Origin of the sequence: Pseudoalteromonas sp. XMcav1-K, from assembly GCF_044005875.1 — a bacterium.
Taxonomy (GTDB): Bacteria; Pseudomonadota; Gammaproteobacteria; order Enterobacterales; family Alteromonadaceae; genus Pseudoalteromonas; species Pseudoalteromonas spongiae.
In genome coordinates, this window is sequence record NZ_JBIPJE010000050.1 from 616,005 (window position 1) to 632,049 (window position 16,045).

Annotated in this window: 14 protein-coding genes; 11 read left to right on the forward strand and 3 right to left on the reverse strand. The window is 39.1% G+C overall.

Going from position 1 to position 16,045, the window contains the following annotated elements:
* Positions 1-18 precede the first annotated feature (18 nt).
* The 8 genes from ACHSBP_RS19655 to ACHSBP_RS19690 all read left to right on the forward strand — a co-directional run bounded on the left by ACHSBP_RS19655 (position 19) and on the right by ACHSBP_RS19690 (position 7,954).
* A complete protein-coding gene (locus tag ACHSBP_RS19655; RefSeq protein ID WP_395390222.1) occupies positions 19-663 on the forward strand; it encodes a YjfK family protein in 645 nt (214 codons plus the stop codon).
* 12 nt (positions 664-675) lie between these two features.
* A complete protein-coding gene (locus ACHSBP_RS19660) occupies positions 676-1,092 on the forward strand; it encodes a DUF350 domain-containing protein (protein ID WP_395390223.1) in 417 nt (138 codons plus the stop codon).
* 13 nt (positions 1,093-1,105) lie between these two features.
* A complete protein-coding gene (locus ACHSBP_RS19665; RefSeq protein ID WP_054979598.1) occupies positions 1,106-1,729 on the forward strand; it encodes a DUF1190 domain-containing protein in 624 nt (207 codons plus the stop codon).
* Between the two features lies 1 nt (position 1,730).
* A complete protein-coding gene (locus tag ACHSBP_RS19670) occupies positions 1,731-2,912 on the forward strand; it encodes a glutathionylspermidine synthase family protein (protein WP_395390224.1) in 1,182 nt (393 codons plus the stop codon).
* Between the two features lie 462 nt (positions 2,913-3,374).
* On the forward strand, positions 3,375-5,693 hold the full coding sequence (locus ACHSBP_RS19675) for a TonB-dependent siderophore receptor (protein ID WP_395390225.1): 2,319 nt from the start codon (positions 3,375-3,377) through the stop codon (positions 5,691-5,693).
* 249 nt (positions 5,694-5,942) lie between these two features.
* On the forward strand, positions 5,943-6,398 hold the full coding sequence (locus ACHSBP_RS19680) for a hypothetical protein (RefSeq protein WP_395390226.1): 456 nt from the start codon (positions 5,943-5,945) through the stop codon (positions 6,396-6,398).
* 117 nt (positions 6,399-6,515) lie between these two features.
* Positions 6,516-6,797, forward strand: a complete 282-nt coding sequence (locus ACHSBP_RS19685) for a hypothetical protein (RefSeq protein ID WP_395390227.1) — start codon at positions 6,516-6,518, stop codon at positions 6,795-6,797.
* Positions 6,797-7,954: a KTSC domain-containing protein gene (locus tag ACHSBP_RS19690; protein ID WP_395390228.1), complete on the forward strand. Its 1,158-nt coding sequence runs from the start codon at positions 6,797-6,799 to the stop codon at positions 7,952-7,954. Before ACHSBP_RS19685 ends, ACHSBP_RS19690 begins: the two co-directional genes overlap by 1 nt.
* 86 nt (positions 7,955-8,040) lie before the next feature.
* Here ACHSBP_RS19690 and ACHSBP_RS19695 read toward each other — a convergent pair whose 3' ends face one another.
* Positions 8,041-11,151, reverse strand: a complete 3,111-nt coding sequence (locus tag ACHSBP_RS19695; protein ID WP_010558723.1) for a peptidase M36 — start codon at positions 11,149-11,151, stop codon at positions 8,041-8,043.
* A gap of 386 nt (positions 11,152-11,537) precedes the next feature.
* Here ACHSBP_RS19695 and ACHSBP_RS19700 point away from each other — a divergent pair, with 386 nt between their 5' ends.
* Genes ACHSBP_RS19700 through ACHSBP_RS19710 form a run of 3 tightly spaced genes read left to right on the forward strand, consistent with a single transcriptional unit; the run spans position 11,538 to position 14,537 of the window.
* Positions 11,538-13,253: a VWA domain-containing protein gene (locus tag ACHSBP_RS19700; RefSeq protein ID WP_010558724.1), complete on the forward strand. Its 1,716-nt coding sequence runs from the start codon at positions 11,538-11,540 to the stop codon at positions 13,251-13,253.
* Positions 13,254-13,296: 43 nt separating this feature from the next.
* Positions 13,297-13,887, forward strand: coding sequence for a sigma-70 family RNA polymerase sigma factor (locus ACHSBP_RS19705; protein WP_040641876.1), 591 nt, complete (start codon positions 13,297-13,299; stop codon positions 13,885-13,887).
* An 8-nt stretch (positions 13,888-13,895) separates the two neighbouring features.
* Complete coding sequence (locus tag ACHSBP_RS19710; protein ID WP_010558726.1) at positions 13,896-14,537, forward strand: hypothetical protein; 642 nt, start codon at positions 13,896-13,898, stop codon at positions 14,535-14,537.
* Between the two features lie 216 nt (positions 14,538-14,753).
* Here the strand turns inward: ACHSBP_RS19710 and ACHSBP_RS19715 are convergent, their stop codons facing one another.
* Together ACHSBP_RS19715 and ACHSBP_RS19720 are read right to left on the reverse strand one after the other, a co-directional pair.
* Positions 14,754-15,398 (reverse strand): hypothetical protein, encoded by a 645-nt coding sequence (locus tag ACHSBP_RS19715; RefSeq protein ID WP_010558727.1) that lies wholly within the window; start codon positions 15,396-15,398, stop codon positions 14,754-14,756.
* A 4-nt stretch (positions 15,399-15,402) separates the two neighbouring features.
* Positions 15,403-15,891 carry an RNA polymerase sigma factor gene (locus ACHSBP_RS19720; RefSeq protein ID WP_395390229.1) on the reverse strand — a complete coding sequence of 163 codons (489 nt, stop codon included), beginning with the start codon at positions 15,889-15,891 and terminating at the stop codon, positions 15,403-15,405.
* Between the last annotated feature and the right edge of the window lie 154 nt (positions 15,892-16,045).

Consider the following 16,045-nt stretch of genomic DNA (forward strand, 5'->3'; position numbering starts at 1 on the left):
CAAAGCTAAGGAACATTGATGTTCAATTTCTTCAAAAAAGACAAACCAAAAGCGACCATCTCAACGCCAGAAATAATGGGCTTGCGACTCGGAGCAAGTTTTGAAATAGATAAACTCGCGATTAAGCTGATACTTGATGAGCTCGTAATTGGTGATTTTGCCGCCACCCAGATTATTCAGGCTGTTGGTAAAGTCGATATGGATGGCACCTATCTTTTTCGGTTTTACACAGATGATGAAGCATGGCTTCAAGTAATTTGTGAAGGCCAACCAACAGCCGAGAATGTGGTTGATGTGAAGTTGTTTTACTACTTCGATACCTTGGATATTCAAAACCAAGCACAGTGGGAAAAACTACTTAACCAACAAATTGGCACGCCTACCTATACATTGGACGGGCATCAATACAATCGCGTATGGACCTCAATGGGTGATTATCACAACCCAGTTCATATGGCCGAAAAAACCTTCGATGGTAAATCTCAACCCAGTGAAACAGACCAATTCACCATGCTGTTTGAACGTGAATTAAGCGATGGCACAACCGAGTCGCTATTTCTTTCAGCAGAAGAATCGCTTGAATCGTCAGGCAATCTCTCACGGTGTTTGGTAATTAGCACTGGCATAACATTAAGTTCTTCTCAAATAACAATACATGGATAAAGGAGTCCAATAATGGAAAACGGTTATGATCTGATCACCGGTGTCACTAATTTTGCAATGTCGTTTGGCATAAGCTTGATATTACTTTTTGTGTTCAAAATACTGTTTGCTTTTGTAACGCCACACGATGAATGGAAACTCATCAAAGAAGACAAAAACGCAGCGGCTGCCATTGGCTTTGGTGGTGCGGTAGTGGGTTTTGCTTTGGCACTCGCTGGCGCGGTAAGCAACTCTGGTGGCATTTTAGACTTTGCAATTTGGGGCGGTATCGCGTTAATTGCGCAATTACTCGCGTTTGCAATTGTGCGTTTTGCCTTTATGCCAAAAATCGTGAAACGTATTGAAGATAACGAAATCAGTGCTGGTGTTATTCTCGCTTCGACCAATATTGCCGTAGGCTTATTAAACGCTGCAAGCATGACATATTAGTAGGGAGGTCATGATGAAAAAGACCAGACATATTGACTTATCATTGCTGCGAAAAAAAGTACGAAAATTTAGCCTTGCACCACTTTCAGTTGGTGTTGCAGCGGCGCTTGCAGGATGTTCAGGTGAACCACAGGAACGTGTTAAAGTAGTGTCATCGGTTGATGATTGTGTTGACCAAACTGAATTGTCGGTTGAGCAATGTCAAGCTGCTTACCAAGAAGCGTTGGCAGAAGCAGAGCGCACAGGGCCGCGTTACCAGCACCAATATTTATGTGAAGCTGACTTTGGTCAGTGTCAGCAATCCAGCTCAGGGTTTTTTACGCCGTTTATTACCGGTTACATTGTCGCTGAGATAATTGATGAAGTAGGTGACGCGTTTGAGCGTAAACATCGACGCCGTTACAACCCTGTATACACCTATCAAAAAAGTGGCTCTAAACACCGTCAAAAAATAATGACTGCGGATGGCACCATTTTAGGTAGTGCAGGTAAAAGCAGCTATAAAGTGCCTAGCTCTGTAACCAAACCAAAACCGGCGGTAACACGAACGATATCGCGAGGCGGGTTTGGCGCTCAGGCATCTGCTAAGTCTAACTGGGGCGGTGGTAAGTCTTCTTCTCGCGGTTGGGGCGGCTAATATGCTACGACTCCCAATAGCGCAACGACCAAACTGGCAGCGAAAAGCCGAAGAATTTGGCTTTAAATTTCACACCATGTACGGGGAAACCTATTGGGATGAGTCTGCTTATTATCAATTTAATCTTAAGCAAATAGAAAACGACCTGGAAAAGCCGACTGAAGAGATACATCAGATGTGCTTGGAAGTTGTTAGCCAGGTCATTAACGACGAAACGCTACTTAAGCGTTTTTGTATTCCCGAGCAGCACTGGGATTTTATTCGCCAATCATGGGTCAATGGTGACCCAAGTTTGTATTCCCGATTAGACTTTGCTTATTCAGGCAATGGTTCGGCAAAACTATACGAAAATAACGCAGATACCCCAACGTCAGTCTACGAAACCGCTTTTTGGCAGTGGTTATGGTTGGCTGATAACGTTGATAATGGCGTAATTGTAAAAAAAGCAGACCAATTTAACTCGTTGCAAGAAAAGCTTGTTAATCGTTTTAAAGAGGTTGAATATTTAACCCCCGATAGGACTTTACACTTTGCCTGCTGTAAAGATTCAGAAGAAGACCGCGGCACAGTGCAATACATGGAAGATTGCGCAATCGCGGCTGGATTAAACACCAAATTTGTTTACATCGAAGAAATCGGTGTAGATGCAGATAACCGCTTCACAGATTCAGATGATCAGGTTATCGACTGGATGTTTAAACTGTACCCTTGGGAATTTATGTTTCAAGAAGAGTTTGGCAACCTGTTAGGCAAACAAAACATGCGCTGGATGGAGCCGCCATGGAAAGCGATTTTATCTAACAAAGCATTGTTGCCAATGTTATGGCGCTTGTTCCCAAATCATCCAAATTTATTGCCCGCATTCTTTGATGATGAACTGCACTTAGCGCAAGAATGTGATGTGTTGGTTAAAAAACCAATATTCTCTCGTGAAGGCGCTAATATTTCATTTGTTGATAGTCGAGGCAATCCTATTAGCGGCTCATCAGGTTCTGATGGCCCTTACGGTGAAGAAGGGTTTATCTTTCAAGCCAAACATGCGTTACCGAAATTCGGCCAAAACCACACACTTATTGGCAGTTGGCTGGTGGATGACCAAGCCGCCGGGATTTCAATTCGAGAAGATGACAGCGCAATTACACAGGATATGAGCCGTTACTTACCGCATGTGATTGTCGACTAATGCCCGTTTATTGCTAATAACACTGTAAACCATATTGTGGATCAATAGTTTAATTTATTGATCCTCTTCAACTTCTATTATTCAGCTTTAAAATTTTATTTGCTGTCTTATTTCCTGATTGTGAAAAGAGGCAGTTTAGTGGGTCCAAATCGCATTAACGAGTCGTCGATTCCTCGTAAACAAACAACTAATACACCCGAACTATTTTGATTTAATGGAAGTATTTTTATTGTTTCAAAAATATGATTAATCCTTTAAATACTTCCACAAATTATTCAAAAACATAAACTTAACTTATAAAAATTAACATGATTTACGCTTGAAATATTCAGTTACAATTTGAGGTGTGACAAAAGTTGTGTTGTAAATTCAATGGTAATGATAAGTATTTCTATTTCTGTTATGTTGGTTTGTTATTGCATGAGAGCAAATTCAATCACACATTTATTTAAAAGGAATAGAATGAATCCCCTAAAAAGCGTTAAGCTTTCAATCCCAGCATTTAAGTTAACAACACTCGCACTCATAATTTCTCAAAGTATTTCGTTTAACGTTTTGGCTCAACAACACGAAATAGCAGACAGCAGCCAGGAAGACAGTGGCGATAACGCTTCAATCGAACTAGAAAATGAGGCGGATCGCGTACAAGAGCTGGAACGAATTTACGTTTACGGCAACACCACAAACAGTTACTCGGATCCGGCTACAAAATCTGCGACCAAATTTGTATTAAGTTTGCGAGAAACGCCACAATCAGTATCGGTTATTACTAATCAGCAATTACAAGATTGGCAAGCAGTTAACATTACAGACATTTTACAGCATTCAACAGGCTTTCATGCAACAAGTACAGGTAGTTTAGATCGCCCCTCATACAATATTAGAGGCGGCGAAGTAAATCGTATTCAAATTGACGGTGTACAACAGTTTGGTGGTGGACGCCGTCCTGATGTTGATGGCGACTCAGTTGCGTACGAGCGCGTAGAAATATTACGTGGTGCGAATGGCCTTATGACAGGTGAAGGCGAGCCAACGGCGACAGTAAATATTGTACGTAAGCGTGCTACGAGCAAAGAGTTTCAAGGCAGTGTAGCAGCGTCGCTAGGACGTTGGGATCACTATCGCGTTGAAACAGACATTTCAACACCACTTACCAGCGATGGTCGTATTCGAGGTCGTGTCGCCGCTGCCTATAATGATAAAGATTCATACATTGAACGTTATGGCCAAGAGAAAACGTCGCTTTATGTGACTGCCGAGGCAGATTTAACTGACTACACCCTATTACGTATCGGCTATGAATATGCCGATACGTCCCAGCGCGGTGCGATGAACTCGCATAATCAACCTTATTTCTTTAATGATGGTAGTAAAGTAAAAGTAGGCCCAGGTAAAACAGGTATGTCTGCAACTTGGAGTGCTTGGCCTTTAACGGAGCATACTGCGTTTGCAAGTATCGATCATTCCTTTGAAAGCGGCTGGTTACTTAATGCAATGGCCACCTACAATACCATTGATATGGAAGGCGGCCATTTAATGTTTCTTTGGTACGACGATTTCTTGAATCCTGATGGCTCAGGCACATTTGGTGCTAATTGGGTAATGCCAGGCGGTGAAGATGAGCAGGTCACATTTGATTTTACGCTACAAGGCCCTGTTGACTTATTCGGTCGCACTCACGAAGTGATTATTGGTTACAGCATGAACGACCGAGAATCTGTCGGTTTTGGTACAAAAAGCTCAAATGCATCTAGTATCCCAGATAATCCAAATTGGTTTACATGGGATGGAAAACTACCGCGTTATGACTTTAAGCGTTTAGGGCGAAGTTATGTTAACACCACAGATACAAGTGGCTTCTTTGCCGCAACGCGCGTCAATCTGCATGATGACTTTAAACTTATTACAGGCTTAAGAACAACTAATTGGCGTTACACTTCAGATAGCTACGACCCACTTACTAACCAATTTTTAAAGCAACGCGATAATCGTGAAATTGATAATGAAATTACGCCTTACGCTGGTTTAGTTTATGACCTTAATGAAGATTTTAGTATTTACACCAGCTACACTGATGCATTTCGTCCGCAACGTGTTTATGACGCAAATGACAACTTGTTAGACGCAGTTACAGGCCAAAGTTATGAGATTGGCTTAAAAGCTGAATTACTTGAAGGTGCCCTGAATTTCTCAAGTGCACTATTTAGAATCATTGAAAATGGGGTTGCGGAGCGCGATCCGCGCTTTGATCAAAATTACCAAACTGCGCAGGGTAATACTCCTTACCGAGTACGTGGTGATGGTGACGAAACCAGTGGTTTTGAAGCGGAAGTTTCAGGTGCGATTAGCGATGGTTGGAATATTTACAGTGGTGTTTCTTATACACAAACAGAAGATAATGACGGCGAGCGTATTAATACTGAAATACCTAAAGTGTTATTTAACGTATATTCCACTTATGATTTTAGTGAGTTAGTGGATGGATTAACAATTGGTTTAGGTATCAATTATAAAAGTAAATACTATGTAGAACATGGCCGTCCAACGGGGCAGTTTGATAGTAATGGTTCTTCAATTACCACCCCATATCGAATAGAACAGTCTGATGTAACTTTAATCAATTTGATGGCGCGTTATGATGTAACAGACGATTTAACTGTTAATTTTAATATCGATAACGCGCTTGATAAAGATTACTACGGAGCAATTGCTACATGGAGCCCGACCGTTGTTCGTGGCGAACCATTAAGCTGGAATGTCGGCGTGAGATATAGTTTCTAATCGCAATTCACGTATTAAATTAGCCTCGTATCTGAGGCTAATTTTTTATGAAATGAAGAGCTGTTACTAAAAAGGGGTGATGGGTAAATCTTCTTGTCGCAGATTTAAAATGTCTTTGTTTTATTCTTGAGTAAGTAATTTCAATTATTAACAAAGAGTTGTAATAATTATGTCATTTTATATTTGCTTTTGGTGACAAAATGAACTTGAGTTAAGGAGTAATAACAACTAATTCAAAAGGAACTTGAAATGGTTAGAATGATACTGTTAGCGTGTCTACTTTTTTGCGCGCACGTTCATCCAACGAACTTATTACGGTTAGCTTCTTATAAGGAAAACATTGATTTAGCTACCATTCAGCCCAAACATAATCCATGGAATGCAAGTTCAGTTTATATTGCAGGTGATGTGGTTTCTCATAACGAAAATCTATTTGTGGCAATGCACTGGGTCAAAGGCATCGAACCAGTTAAAAATAATATTAATTGGGATGGGTGGATCTGGGTGCAAAACTCAGTCATAGAAAAATGGCAACCTGCTAAGGTTTACCAGGGAGGCGATTTAGTTAAATCTGGTACTGACTATTTTCTTGCCCGTTATTGGAATGAAAATCACGAACCTAAAACTAATAATAGTTGGCAGCGCATACGTGATCTTTTTTATGTTGATCCAAAGTTACCACCAGTACATCCTGACGACTATTAAACGTTAGACGGCGTCGATCAAAACTCAAACGGTATTCGAGATGATTATGAGCGAGTTGTTTATGAAAAATTTGACTCACCAGAGCTTATCACCTTTAGTTTAGCAGCCGCACCAACCTTGCAATTAGTGATTGATGTTGAACAAAATAGATTCTCTCATTTAGATGAAGATATAGGCAAAAAAATCATCTTGGATTTTGTAAATATTAGTATGTGTACCAGAGTGTTACAGACTAATTTTCCACACTTTAGAAACCCCAAACTCCTCTATTTCAACACTTTGGAGAGAGCGTTTGCTAATCGAACAGGGCAAAATAAAGTTCATCGTCTTATTCCATGGGATGATGATTTTCATTTAGCTGCGGATAAAGATTGTGTTGCTTTACAAGGAGTAAAGTAATGATACGGTTAATAGTATTTATCCTTTCTCTGAGTTCAAATTGGGTATTTGCAGATATTCAAATATTAGATAGATATTGTACTAAACAAATTGATCAATTAAGGCTTTTTTATGTAAATGGTATGTTTACAACATCAGATGCATTTCGTAAAAATCTATATTGGTTAGATAACTTTCAAGATGTCTATTTGAATAATTTTCAAAAGGGTAGAGTGCCCACTGGCAGTCACAACGAAGATGAGGCATTACATCTTCAAATATTTGAAGTTGCACAGCATAAATATGCAGATTTATCTCCAACATCAGAAAAGTATCGAATTATAACTGCGATAATTGGTGGCACGATAGATGCGCTTTCAGCAGATGAAACTGCATTAGTAGAGTCCGTCATTAGAGATGTATTTAATGATGTAAATTATTCAAGATTAAACGATACGGATTACAGAAATGCATATCAAAAGCTACTATTTCAAATGCATTCTTGTAATCGCATTATCTTAGTAGGTCATTCTCAAGGGAACTTCTATACAAATGCGCTGTTTGATGAGGTTATCTCTAGCTACCAATACTCAGATGGTTACTTTGTATCAGACTACCCACTTGTAAGCTTAGCGTCGATTGCAACACCAACAAGTTCTTTGGGTGGGAGCTTGGGTGATCAATACTCTCAATTAATTTCTCACTTAACATTAGATCAAGATGCAATTATGCGAGCTGTAAGAATTTTGTTTGGAAGCCTGCCATCTAATTTTTCAATGGCATCAGTGTTTGATTCTACAGGACATGGCTTAATCGACTCTTATATTCGCTCATCAAATGTAGCAGCAAAGATTAGTGAAGGAATAAACGGCTCTGTTTTGAATCAAATACCATTCCCACTATTTGAGCAACATCCGGTGAGCTCCAGTGCTTTTTCACATATCGGCTACTCATCAATAAATAAAGTGCTTGATTTGAAATTTGAGTCTGGAGAAGTCTATCGATACTTTGATATACCTATTCTGCTGTGGGACGACTTTTATTATTCAACATCCATGGGAAGGTTTTTCAATGAACATATCAGGGGACGATACTCATTTGAAAAACTAGATATTGAGAGCAATACTTATTTGATAGTTTCAGGAGATGAACCCTTAGCTCTTGTGAAAGAATATTGACGTTAATAAAAAACACCCACCTAATTATTGGTGGGTGTTTTGTGTTTAACGGTTTGAAATCAAAGTGATAGTATTGCCCTTATGATTTACTCTACAATAACACTGTCTTCAGCTACATCATAAAAGTTTGAATTAGCAAGTAATACTGAAATAAGGTGATCACCTGCATCACTGGGTATTTGCCAAATTATCTTAGCTGTTTTACTGGTAGTATCTTGTTCAACCGAGCAACTACCACCTGTTACTATACAAACTAATTTTACTGGACCATCTAATTGCCATGTTGCGTCATAAGATAAATTTGAATCTGTATTAACTAGCGAATATGACTGTTTAAGCTTTATTGACTTTGTAAAGTCAACTAAAGAAAAAGTTTCTTTTAGAGGCCAAAATGTCCAATCATGATGAGTTGCTCGTTCTCGCTCTAAGTTGTAAACTTTTTCACTGTCAATTGCGACTTTATAGATAGAATTTCGAGTTAAGTAGCTTGATAATTGACGCGGTTCAGTAGGAGCGTCTAAGCCGTAAATAGATACTCCGCTAAAAGGGTCAATTACAAACAGTTTATTATCAATTAACTTTAATTGACTTCCCGATATGTCTGAAACTGATTTAACCGATTGAGGAGATTTTGGATTGGAAATATCAAGTATGCGAAGGCCATAGTATTTTGCTAAAAGATAGGCATAATTCTTATATATAACAACAGAGTTATATTCCCATCCATCTTCATCTGGAGCTGAGTCAAAAGAAATATTGGCAATTGATTCTAATTCGCCGCTGGAATTTAATTGAACTACTGAAGAGTTATCTTGAGTTGCTGTGATAATTGATAAGTCATTTGAATCAATACCTCCGATTGTTCGGCCTGAATTCAGAATTAATTCTGAGATTGGTTTGATAACTTCGGCTTTTGAAACATCGAGTAATTGGAGCTTACTATTACCTTCACTAATCAATACATTATTACCATGAGGGATTATTGCGGAAATAGCCTCATCAACTTGCAATTGAGATGTTAAAGTTAGTTTATTTTCATCAGACACATCGACTAGTTTCAATGAATTGTCGTTTGCTGCTAAGAAGAGCTGATCATCCATCAGTGTAATATTGTTTGCTTGAGAAACATCTAACGAGGCTTTTATAGCTAGGTTATTATTATCCGTAATACTCGCCGATACTAACCGGTTATCGTCACTTGAAAAAAATAACTTGTTATTACTGGCAGCAATACTACTAATTTTTGCTCCTGTGCTAGGCGTGATTTCAACACCAGCTAATCCAGATAAATTAGATACATCTTGGCTAATTAATGCTGCTAAGCTGCTATCTAAATAGAATAAAGTATCATTCTGTAAGAAAAGCCCTACACCTCTAAATGCTTCAGTTTTTTTACCAATTAAAATTGGTGAATTTAAATTATTAATATCAAAAAACATGATTTCATTAAAGCTAGTACTGGCAACACTCAGCACATTCGCATTTTGAGATAGGTTGTATGCTCCTTGAGGGGCTGTAATGTTTGCTGCGATAATCGGATTACGTGATTCAGTTATATCAACTAGCACAACACCTTTTGTTGTCGCAGCGACAGACAAGCTTGTTCCTGTTACAGCTATTTCACCAAGGGGAACCTTTAAATCTAATGTAGCTATAAGGCTAGTCGCTGTGATATTTGAGATATCAAAAGTCCTTAACATTCCATCACTTGCTGCGGTGAAAAGGGTCTTATCTTTGATTGCAAGACCAGATACCCAGGCATCGTTAGCATTAAAAACGTTATTAATTGTCGAAATATCTATAAAAGGGACATTGTTTAAATTTGAAATATCTAGAGCAACAATACGCTCTGTTTGGTTAGAACCAACATTTATTGGAGCTGATGCTAGTAGAAGGTTTCCTGACAATTCAAAATTGTTAAATGAGGTATTTGTTCTAACTGTGCTAACCAATTGAATGTTATTTAAATCAGAAATATCAAAAAAGCGAAGCTCGTCAACACAACTTGCAACCAAAAAGTTACCTTGGCTAAAACTGGATTGGCAGGTTCCTGAAGTACCTTGCCAAGGGTGAGGTTTTAAATCAAACGGCTCTGAAATATCAACTGCAGTTAAAATATTGCTATCAGAGACAAAAGCGATGTCCTTTTCAGGATTTAATGAAAGGTGATAAATACCATTTGAGTTTAATTTACTCTGTAAAATTACTTTATCGTGCCCAATTTCATTTAAATTACCTTGATATTCTCGCGCTGTAATTCTCACTGTATCTTGAGATGCTAATCCTAGTTCGTTCGTAACAGTTAACATCACATCTACTTGAGAGGGTTGGTTAGGTAAAGTAAAGCTTGGATTACAGCTAGTGGCCTGTTCTATTAAAATTTCATCCCCTTGTGTTTGTTGCCAATCATATGAAAGCTGGTAACTATTAGGATCTGAACTCAAAGAACAATCAAGGTGGATCAACTCACTTGATAAATAAGTTTTGTCAGTTCCAGCATTGGCAATTGGTGCACGACTTAAAGGATTAACGGTAATAACAATGTCATCTTCCGCTGTTAAGCCTAACTCATCTGTTACCATTACTTGGAAAACGAGTTTATCTTGCTGCTGAGATAATGGAATGCTAGGTACAACAAATGAAAGTTTTAAACTATTAATGTCATCAATTAACGCAGGTGTTCCTGATATTTGCTGCCATAGGATAGATTTTATTTTATTATCATCGTCACTTGCGGTAGCTGTAATTTCAACCAACTGTTTTTCATTGACTTCAATATCTTCACCAGCATTGACAATCGGTGCTTCATTTACAGCATTGATTGTAATAGTGATATTATCGGAGGACGAAGCTCCTTTATTATCAGCCGCTGTTATTTGGAGGGTTATTTGAGTTTGCTGTTCACCTACAGCAACTGTAGGTGCGACAAATGATGGTGTTAGGCTATTACTGTTTAATAGTTCTACTTGAAGGCCTGCGGTTTGTTGCCAATTAATTGTTGTAATAGAGCCGTCAGGATCAGAAGCTGTTGCAAATAATTTTACCTCATAGGTTTCATTAACATGAAAATCAGCACCTGCGTTAACAATTGGGGAGTTATTTACCTGTTGTATTGGTTTTTTACTACTACCGCCACAAGCGACTAAACCGTATAGAGTTATAAATAAGAAAAACTTAATCAAAGTCCTTTGATACATTATAAAACCTTGTAATTGTTTTTAAAACATGTGGTTATCCATTAATCCGTTAAATTTACAGTAATCAAACTATCAGTCAATATGAAGCTGTTTTTGACATTTAAATGATTTGTAACATTTAGTTTATCCTCTTAGCAAAACACGTAAAGGTTGCAAAGCATTGGCTGGTTTTGTAGTTATTCTTTGTAATTTGTGTATGAAAATCAATCAAATTCTAAGGTGTTCTTTGTTTCAAAGAGTGCCAATATGATTTGACACGCCATTAAAAAGTGAAAAGTGGTGGGTAGAGCTCTAAGAGAGTACGAACAAAAACCTAAAAAATAATTCACCCCCAAACTTATCGTCGTCCGTTTATAGCGTTAAACCATCTATAAAAGAGACAGATTATGAAAACAAATAAAACCTTAATCGCATTAACAATCGGCACGCTATTTATTTCTGGTTGTTCGAATCAAGAATCGGAAACAACAATTGCAAAGCAGCCTGAAAATGAAAAACAAGTCCAAACTGCTTTAGAAAATAAAGAGGCTGCCGAGGTTGAAAAGGTTACTGTGACGGGTAGTCGATTGGCTGATGTGCAAACTGATGGGGGAGTTGTGAAGTACATGAAGGCCAGTCAGCCACATGTCTTAATGGCAGCACCTGCAATGAGAAAGCGCATAGCACCACCGCCACCACCTGAATATTTTACGCAGCCTCAAAACCAAGATAACTACCTGCCGAGTGATAGTAATGGGGTATTTCAAGCTGTAACCACACCGCTTTCTACGTTTTCGGTTGATGTTGATACCGGAAGTTATGCCAATGTGCGTAGTTATTTAAGCATGGGGCAAAAGCCACCAAAAGATGCCGTACGCGAGGAAGCCTTTATTAATTATTTTGACTACAACTACCGCGTACCAGAAGATAAATCACAGCCGTTTGCTACCTTTACTGAATTAGCGCCAGCGCCTTGGAGTGATGAGCGCCATATTTTGCGAATTGGTTTGCAAGGTTATGATTTACCAGTGAGTGAACGCAAGCCGTCTAATTTGGTGTTTTTAGTGGATGTATCGGGTTCGATGCATGATAAAAACAAATTGCCTTTACTGGTGCAAAGCTTAACCATGATGGTGAAACAGTTATCGGCACGCGATACGGTGAGTTTGGTGACCTATGCAGGCAATACACAGTTAGTACTTAGCCCCACTAAAGGCAATGAAAAGCAAACTATTATTAATGCTTTGCAAAAACTACAAGCAGGTGGCGGTACACATGGTGAAAGTGGTATCAAAATGGCTTACCAAGCGGCGAAAAAAGCCTTTATTAAAGGCGGGGTGAATCGCATAATTTTAGCCACTGATGGTGACTTTAATGTTGGCACAACCAATATTGATGCACTCAAAGAGATGATTGCTGACAAGCGCAAACAAGGTATTTCGTTAACCACACTTGGCTTTGGTCGCGGTAACTATAACGATGCCATGATGGAACAATTAGCAAATATTGGTGATGGCAATCATGCCTATATTGATACCCTGCACGAGGCGCAAAAAGTACTTTTAAGGCAAATGAGCGGCACACTGCAAAGTATTGCGAATGATGTCAAAATTCAGCTCGAATTTAACCCAGCAGAAGTTAAAGAGTATCGTTTGATTGGCTATCAAAATCGCTTACTGAAAGATGAAGACTTTAATAACGATAGTGTCGATGCCGGCGAAATTGGTGCAGGTCATACTGTTACTGCCTTATATGAATTAACGCTTGCTGGCAATAAAGGGCAAGTTGATGCACTGCGCTACCAACAAAAACAAGTGGTAAGCGCTAGCGATGAACTGTTACAGGTAAAAATTCGCTATAAATTACCGGGTGAAACGGAGAGTAAATTAATTAGCCAAGTAGTTAATAAACAACAGGTGTTAAATAATTTCAATAGTGCCAGTTTGGATTTTAAATTTGCGTCCTCAGTCGCGGCATTTGCGCAAAAGTTAAAGCAGAGTCAGTACTTAGGCAGTATGAATTACCAAGATATTGCCACAATTGCACGAGCAAATAGGGGAGATGACCCATTTAACTATCGCGGTGAATTTGTTAACTTGGTTGAACTTGCCAGTGCTTTATAGCTGAATCACTATAGCCTATATGACTCAAAAAATTGAACCACACATGGATACGGACGAGGCACTTATGCTTGATTATGGAAAAGGTGATCAAGCTGCCTTTCGTGCCCTTTATGCCCGTCATAAAGGGCCCTTGTATCGTTATGTGTGTCGCCAATTAGGCACAAAACAGCAAAATAAAGCACAAGAATTGTTTCAAGAAGTGTGGCTGAGGGTAATCGATAATCGCACCCGTTACAAAGTAGAGGCTAAATTTAGCACTTGGCTTTATCGCATCGCTCATAACTTGTTGGTTGATGAACACCGAAAGTTAACAGCACGAGGTGAGCACTTGTCTTTAGTTGATGACGAACAACATGAAGGCAATCACCTTACTCTTGCCTCAAACCAAACGCATCACGAAAGCACCTTGCATAATGATTATTTACAAAAGGCCATTAAGCATTGTGTTGAGCTACTTGTACCACAGCAACGCGAAGCGTTTTTGTTACGCCACGAAGCAGGGTTTGAGCCCGCACAAGTTTGCGACATTGTTGAGGCAAAACCTGAAACCGTTAAAACCAGATTACGCTACGCTATGTCGCAACTTCGCGAATGTTTAGAGCGTAAAGCGGGTGCAACTGAATTAGGAGGCTAAAGGCAGGTATGATTAAGCAATTTAACGATAAAGAGATCATTCAGCTTTATCAACAAGGTAATGATGAGCTGCCGCCAAAAGCCCTCGATGACGCCATTTTAGCCCACGCGTCCGATGCAATTAGCAAAGAGCAGCCCGTTATCATAAAGCCAAACCGCTGGTGGCATTATTCAGGCATCGCAGCTGCAATGGTTGCTATCGCCGTGTTTGCACCTTGGCAGTATTATCAAGAGCCAGATTTTGAATCGGAATTAAAATCAGTAGAATCAATTGATAAGCCTGCGATACCGCAAGCCAAGAAAATAGCCAAACGTGAACAGCAAGTTGAAATGATGGAACTATTAGCAGATGACGTGCAGTTAGAAAAAATAGAAGTAACAGGCTCAAGAGTTGAACGCGTAGCCCCAGAGCAAAAAGCGCGATCCGTTCCAGCGCCACCGTCCGCGATGCCGAATTTAAAAGGCATTGAACCACGTTCAGAGTTCAACGTTGTTTTAGCTAAACTTGAAGAAAATGACAAAAATGGCGCAGAACAAGCGCTAATTCAATTATTGGTAGCAAAACCTGATCTTCACGATAAGATCCCAGAACCTCTGGAGGGTTTATATCAAGAACTACTTAAAAACGGTAAATTGGCCAAGCCAGAGTAGTTAGAGGATTTTAGAGCGGGCTTAAATCACACATTAGTGAAAAGTAGCATCGTGTTAAACGCAAGACTGGGGCAAGACGTAACTCCACTTTCTCATTCGCTTTTGAACGTTCATTGTGTGCCGCAGATCTATATATAGCTGAGGTTTTGAAAGTTATGCATAAAACGCAGTCAATAGGCTGCGTTTTACACTTTTGTTGATTATGTTTTTGATAGGTTATTCTGATTTTAATGCTCGCATATCTTTTATTAGCTCTTCTAATTTTTTAAATTGTCGTCCGTAGATCATATTTAAGTCTAGGCGATAGAGTGCAGCTGAATATTTTATCACCACTAGTAATAGCACAGTGATTAGACCCCACACATAACCAGGAATATCTAGAAAAACATAGTCAGTTGGGTAGGCTTTTAGGAGCCGTGCCATTACGCGAGTGCCTGCATCACTCGCAAGCCCTTGTGACACCATTCCGACATAAAATAATGGGTAGAAAAACTTGTAGTAAATAGCGTATCGCGTGATTGAATCCTGAAGCCACGCGTTAAAGCTTTCTAAATACTCTAAACTACTTTGCCCTTTCGATAAGTTGTACGATTTATCTAACTCTTTTCTCGCCATCAGCACCAACGGAGCCAGTAATACACAAATATATATGCCAAGCCAAGGAGCGCCGATTAAGCTCATCACTACGAGTAACAGCAAGGCCCCAATTACGATTGCTTTAATGTTCACAGCAAACATATGTTGCAGTTTATCAACTAAGTTTTGAGATTTTCTGTTATATAAGTCGTTAACTTTAGGCACTACTAGTTCGCCTTCGCTAATAAAGCCTTGTTTCCACATTGTTTCAATTGATTTGTTCATGTGTTCACTCCTGCGCGTTTATAAACTTGTTCAATCTTTCTTTAATGCGCGTAATGCGCACGCCAATACCATTGGTGTTAGCACCGATTATTTCTGCAATCTCGCTGTAAGATTTTTCTTCTAAATAAAGTAAAATTACTGCTCGGTCTATCTCAGACAGATGTTTTATGGCGTTGTAAAGCACGTTAATGTCGTCTGAGTTAAATGCTTTTAAATCATCTTGTACCTCGTCGGGTAACGCATCAGAGACAAAGTGTTTTTCGCCCTGCTTACGCTGTTTTAAATTGGTTAAGCATACATTTAAGGCCACTTTGTAAACCCAAGTCGACCATTGTGAACCTGCGTTGAAGCTGTCTTTGCTTCGCAATATTTGCAGGCATACCTCTTGGTAATAGTCATCAAAATCTTCTTGGCTATGTGTATATGCCCGGCATATTTTGATGATGATTCCCGCATAGGGCAGTATCGATTGCTGATAAAAATCGCTTCCCATTCACCTTGTTCCGTTTTGTATTTTCTTTAGTTAGTGGATTAAAGACGCTGTTTATTACAGCTTATGGGAATTTTTTTTCTGAAGGAAAGTATTTGAAGAAAAAACATTAAGAGCAAAGGTCAGCTAAAGTTAACGTTTATCAATAGCCTAGTAA

Coding starts and splice junctions, on each gene's coding strand:
- ACHSBP_RS19670 (WP_395390224.1), top strand. CDS start 1,731: ATGCTACGACTCCCAATAGCGCAACGACCAAACTGGCAGCGAAAAGCC.
- ACHSBP_RS19665 (WP_054979598.1), top strand. CDS start 1,106: ATGAAAAAGACCAGACATATTGACTTATCATTGCTGCGAAAAAAAGTA.
- ACHSBP_RS19675 (WP_395390225.1), top strand. CDS start 3,375: ATGAATCCCCTAAAAAGCGTTAAGCTTTCAATCCCAGCATTTAAGTTA.
- ACHSBP_RS19695 (WP_010558723.1), bottom strand. CDS start 11,151: ATGTATCAAAGGACTTTGATTAAGTTTTTCTTATTTATAACTCTATAC.
- ACHSBP_RS19715 (WP_010558727.1), bottom strand. CDS start 15,398: ATGAACAAATCAATTGAAACAATGTGGAAACAAGGCTTTATTAGCGAA.
- ACHSBP_RS19720 (WP_395390229.1), bottom strand. CDS start 15,891: ATGGGAAGCGATTTTTATCAGCAATCGATACTGCCCTATGCGGGAATC.
- ACHSBP_RS19680 (WP_395390226.1), top strand. CDS start 5,943: ATGGTTAGAATGATACTGTTAGCGTGTCTACTTTTTTGCGCGCACGTT.
- ACHSBP_RS19710 (WP_010558726.1), top strand. CDS start 13,896: ATGATTAAGCAATTTAACGATAAAGAGATCATTCAGCTTTATCAACAA.
- ACHSBP_RS19655 (WP_395390222.1), top strand. CDS start 19: ATGTTCAATTTCTTCAAAAAAGACAAACCAAAAGCGACCATCTCAACG.
- ACHSBP_RS19690 (WP_395390228.1), top strand. CDS start 6,797: ATGATACGGTTAATAGTATTTATCCTTTCTCTGAGTTCAAATTGGGTA.
- ACHSBP_RS19660 (WP_395390223.1), top strand. CDS start 676: ATGGAAAACGGTTATGATCTGATCACCGGTGTCACTAATTTTGCAATG.
- ACHSBP_RS19705 (WP_040641876.1), top strand. CDS start 13,297: ATGGATACGGACGAGGCACTTATGCTTGATTATGGAAAAGGTGATCAA.
- ACHSBP_RS19700 (WP_010558724.1), top strand. CDS start 11,538: ATGAAAACAAATAAAACCTTAATCGCATTAACAATCGGCACGCTATTT.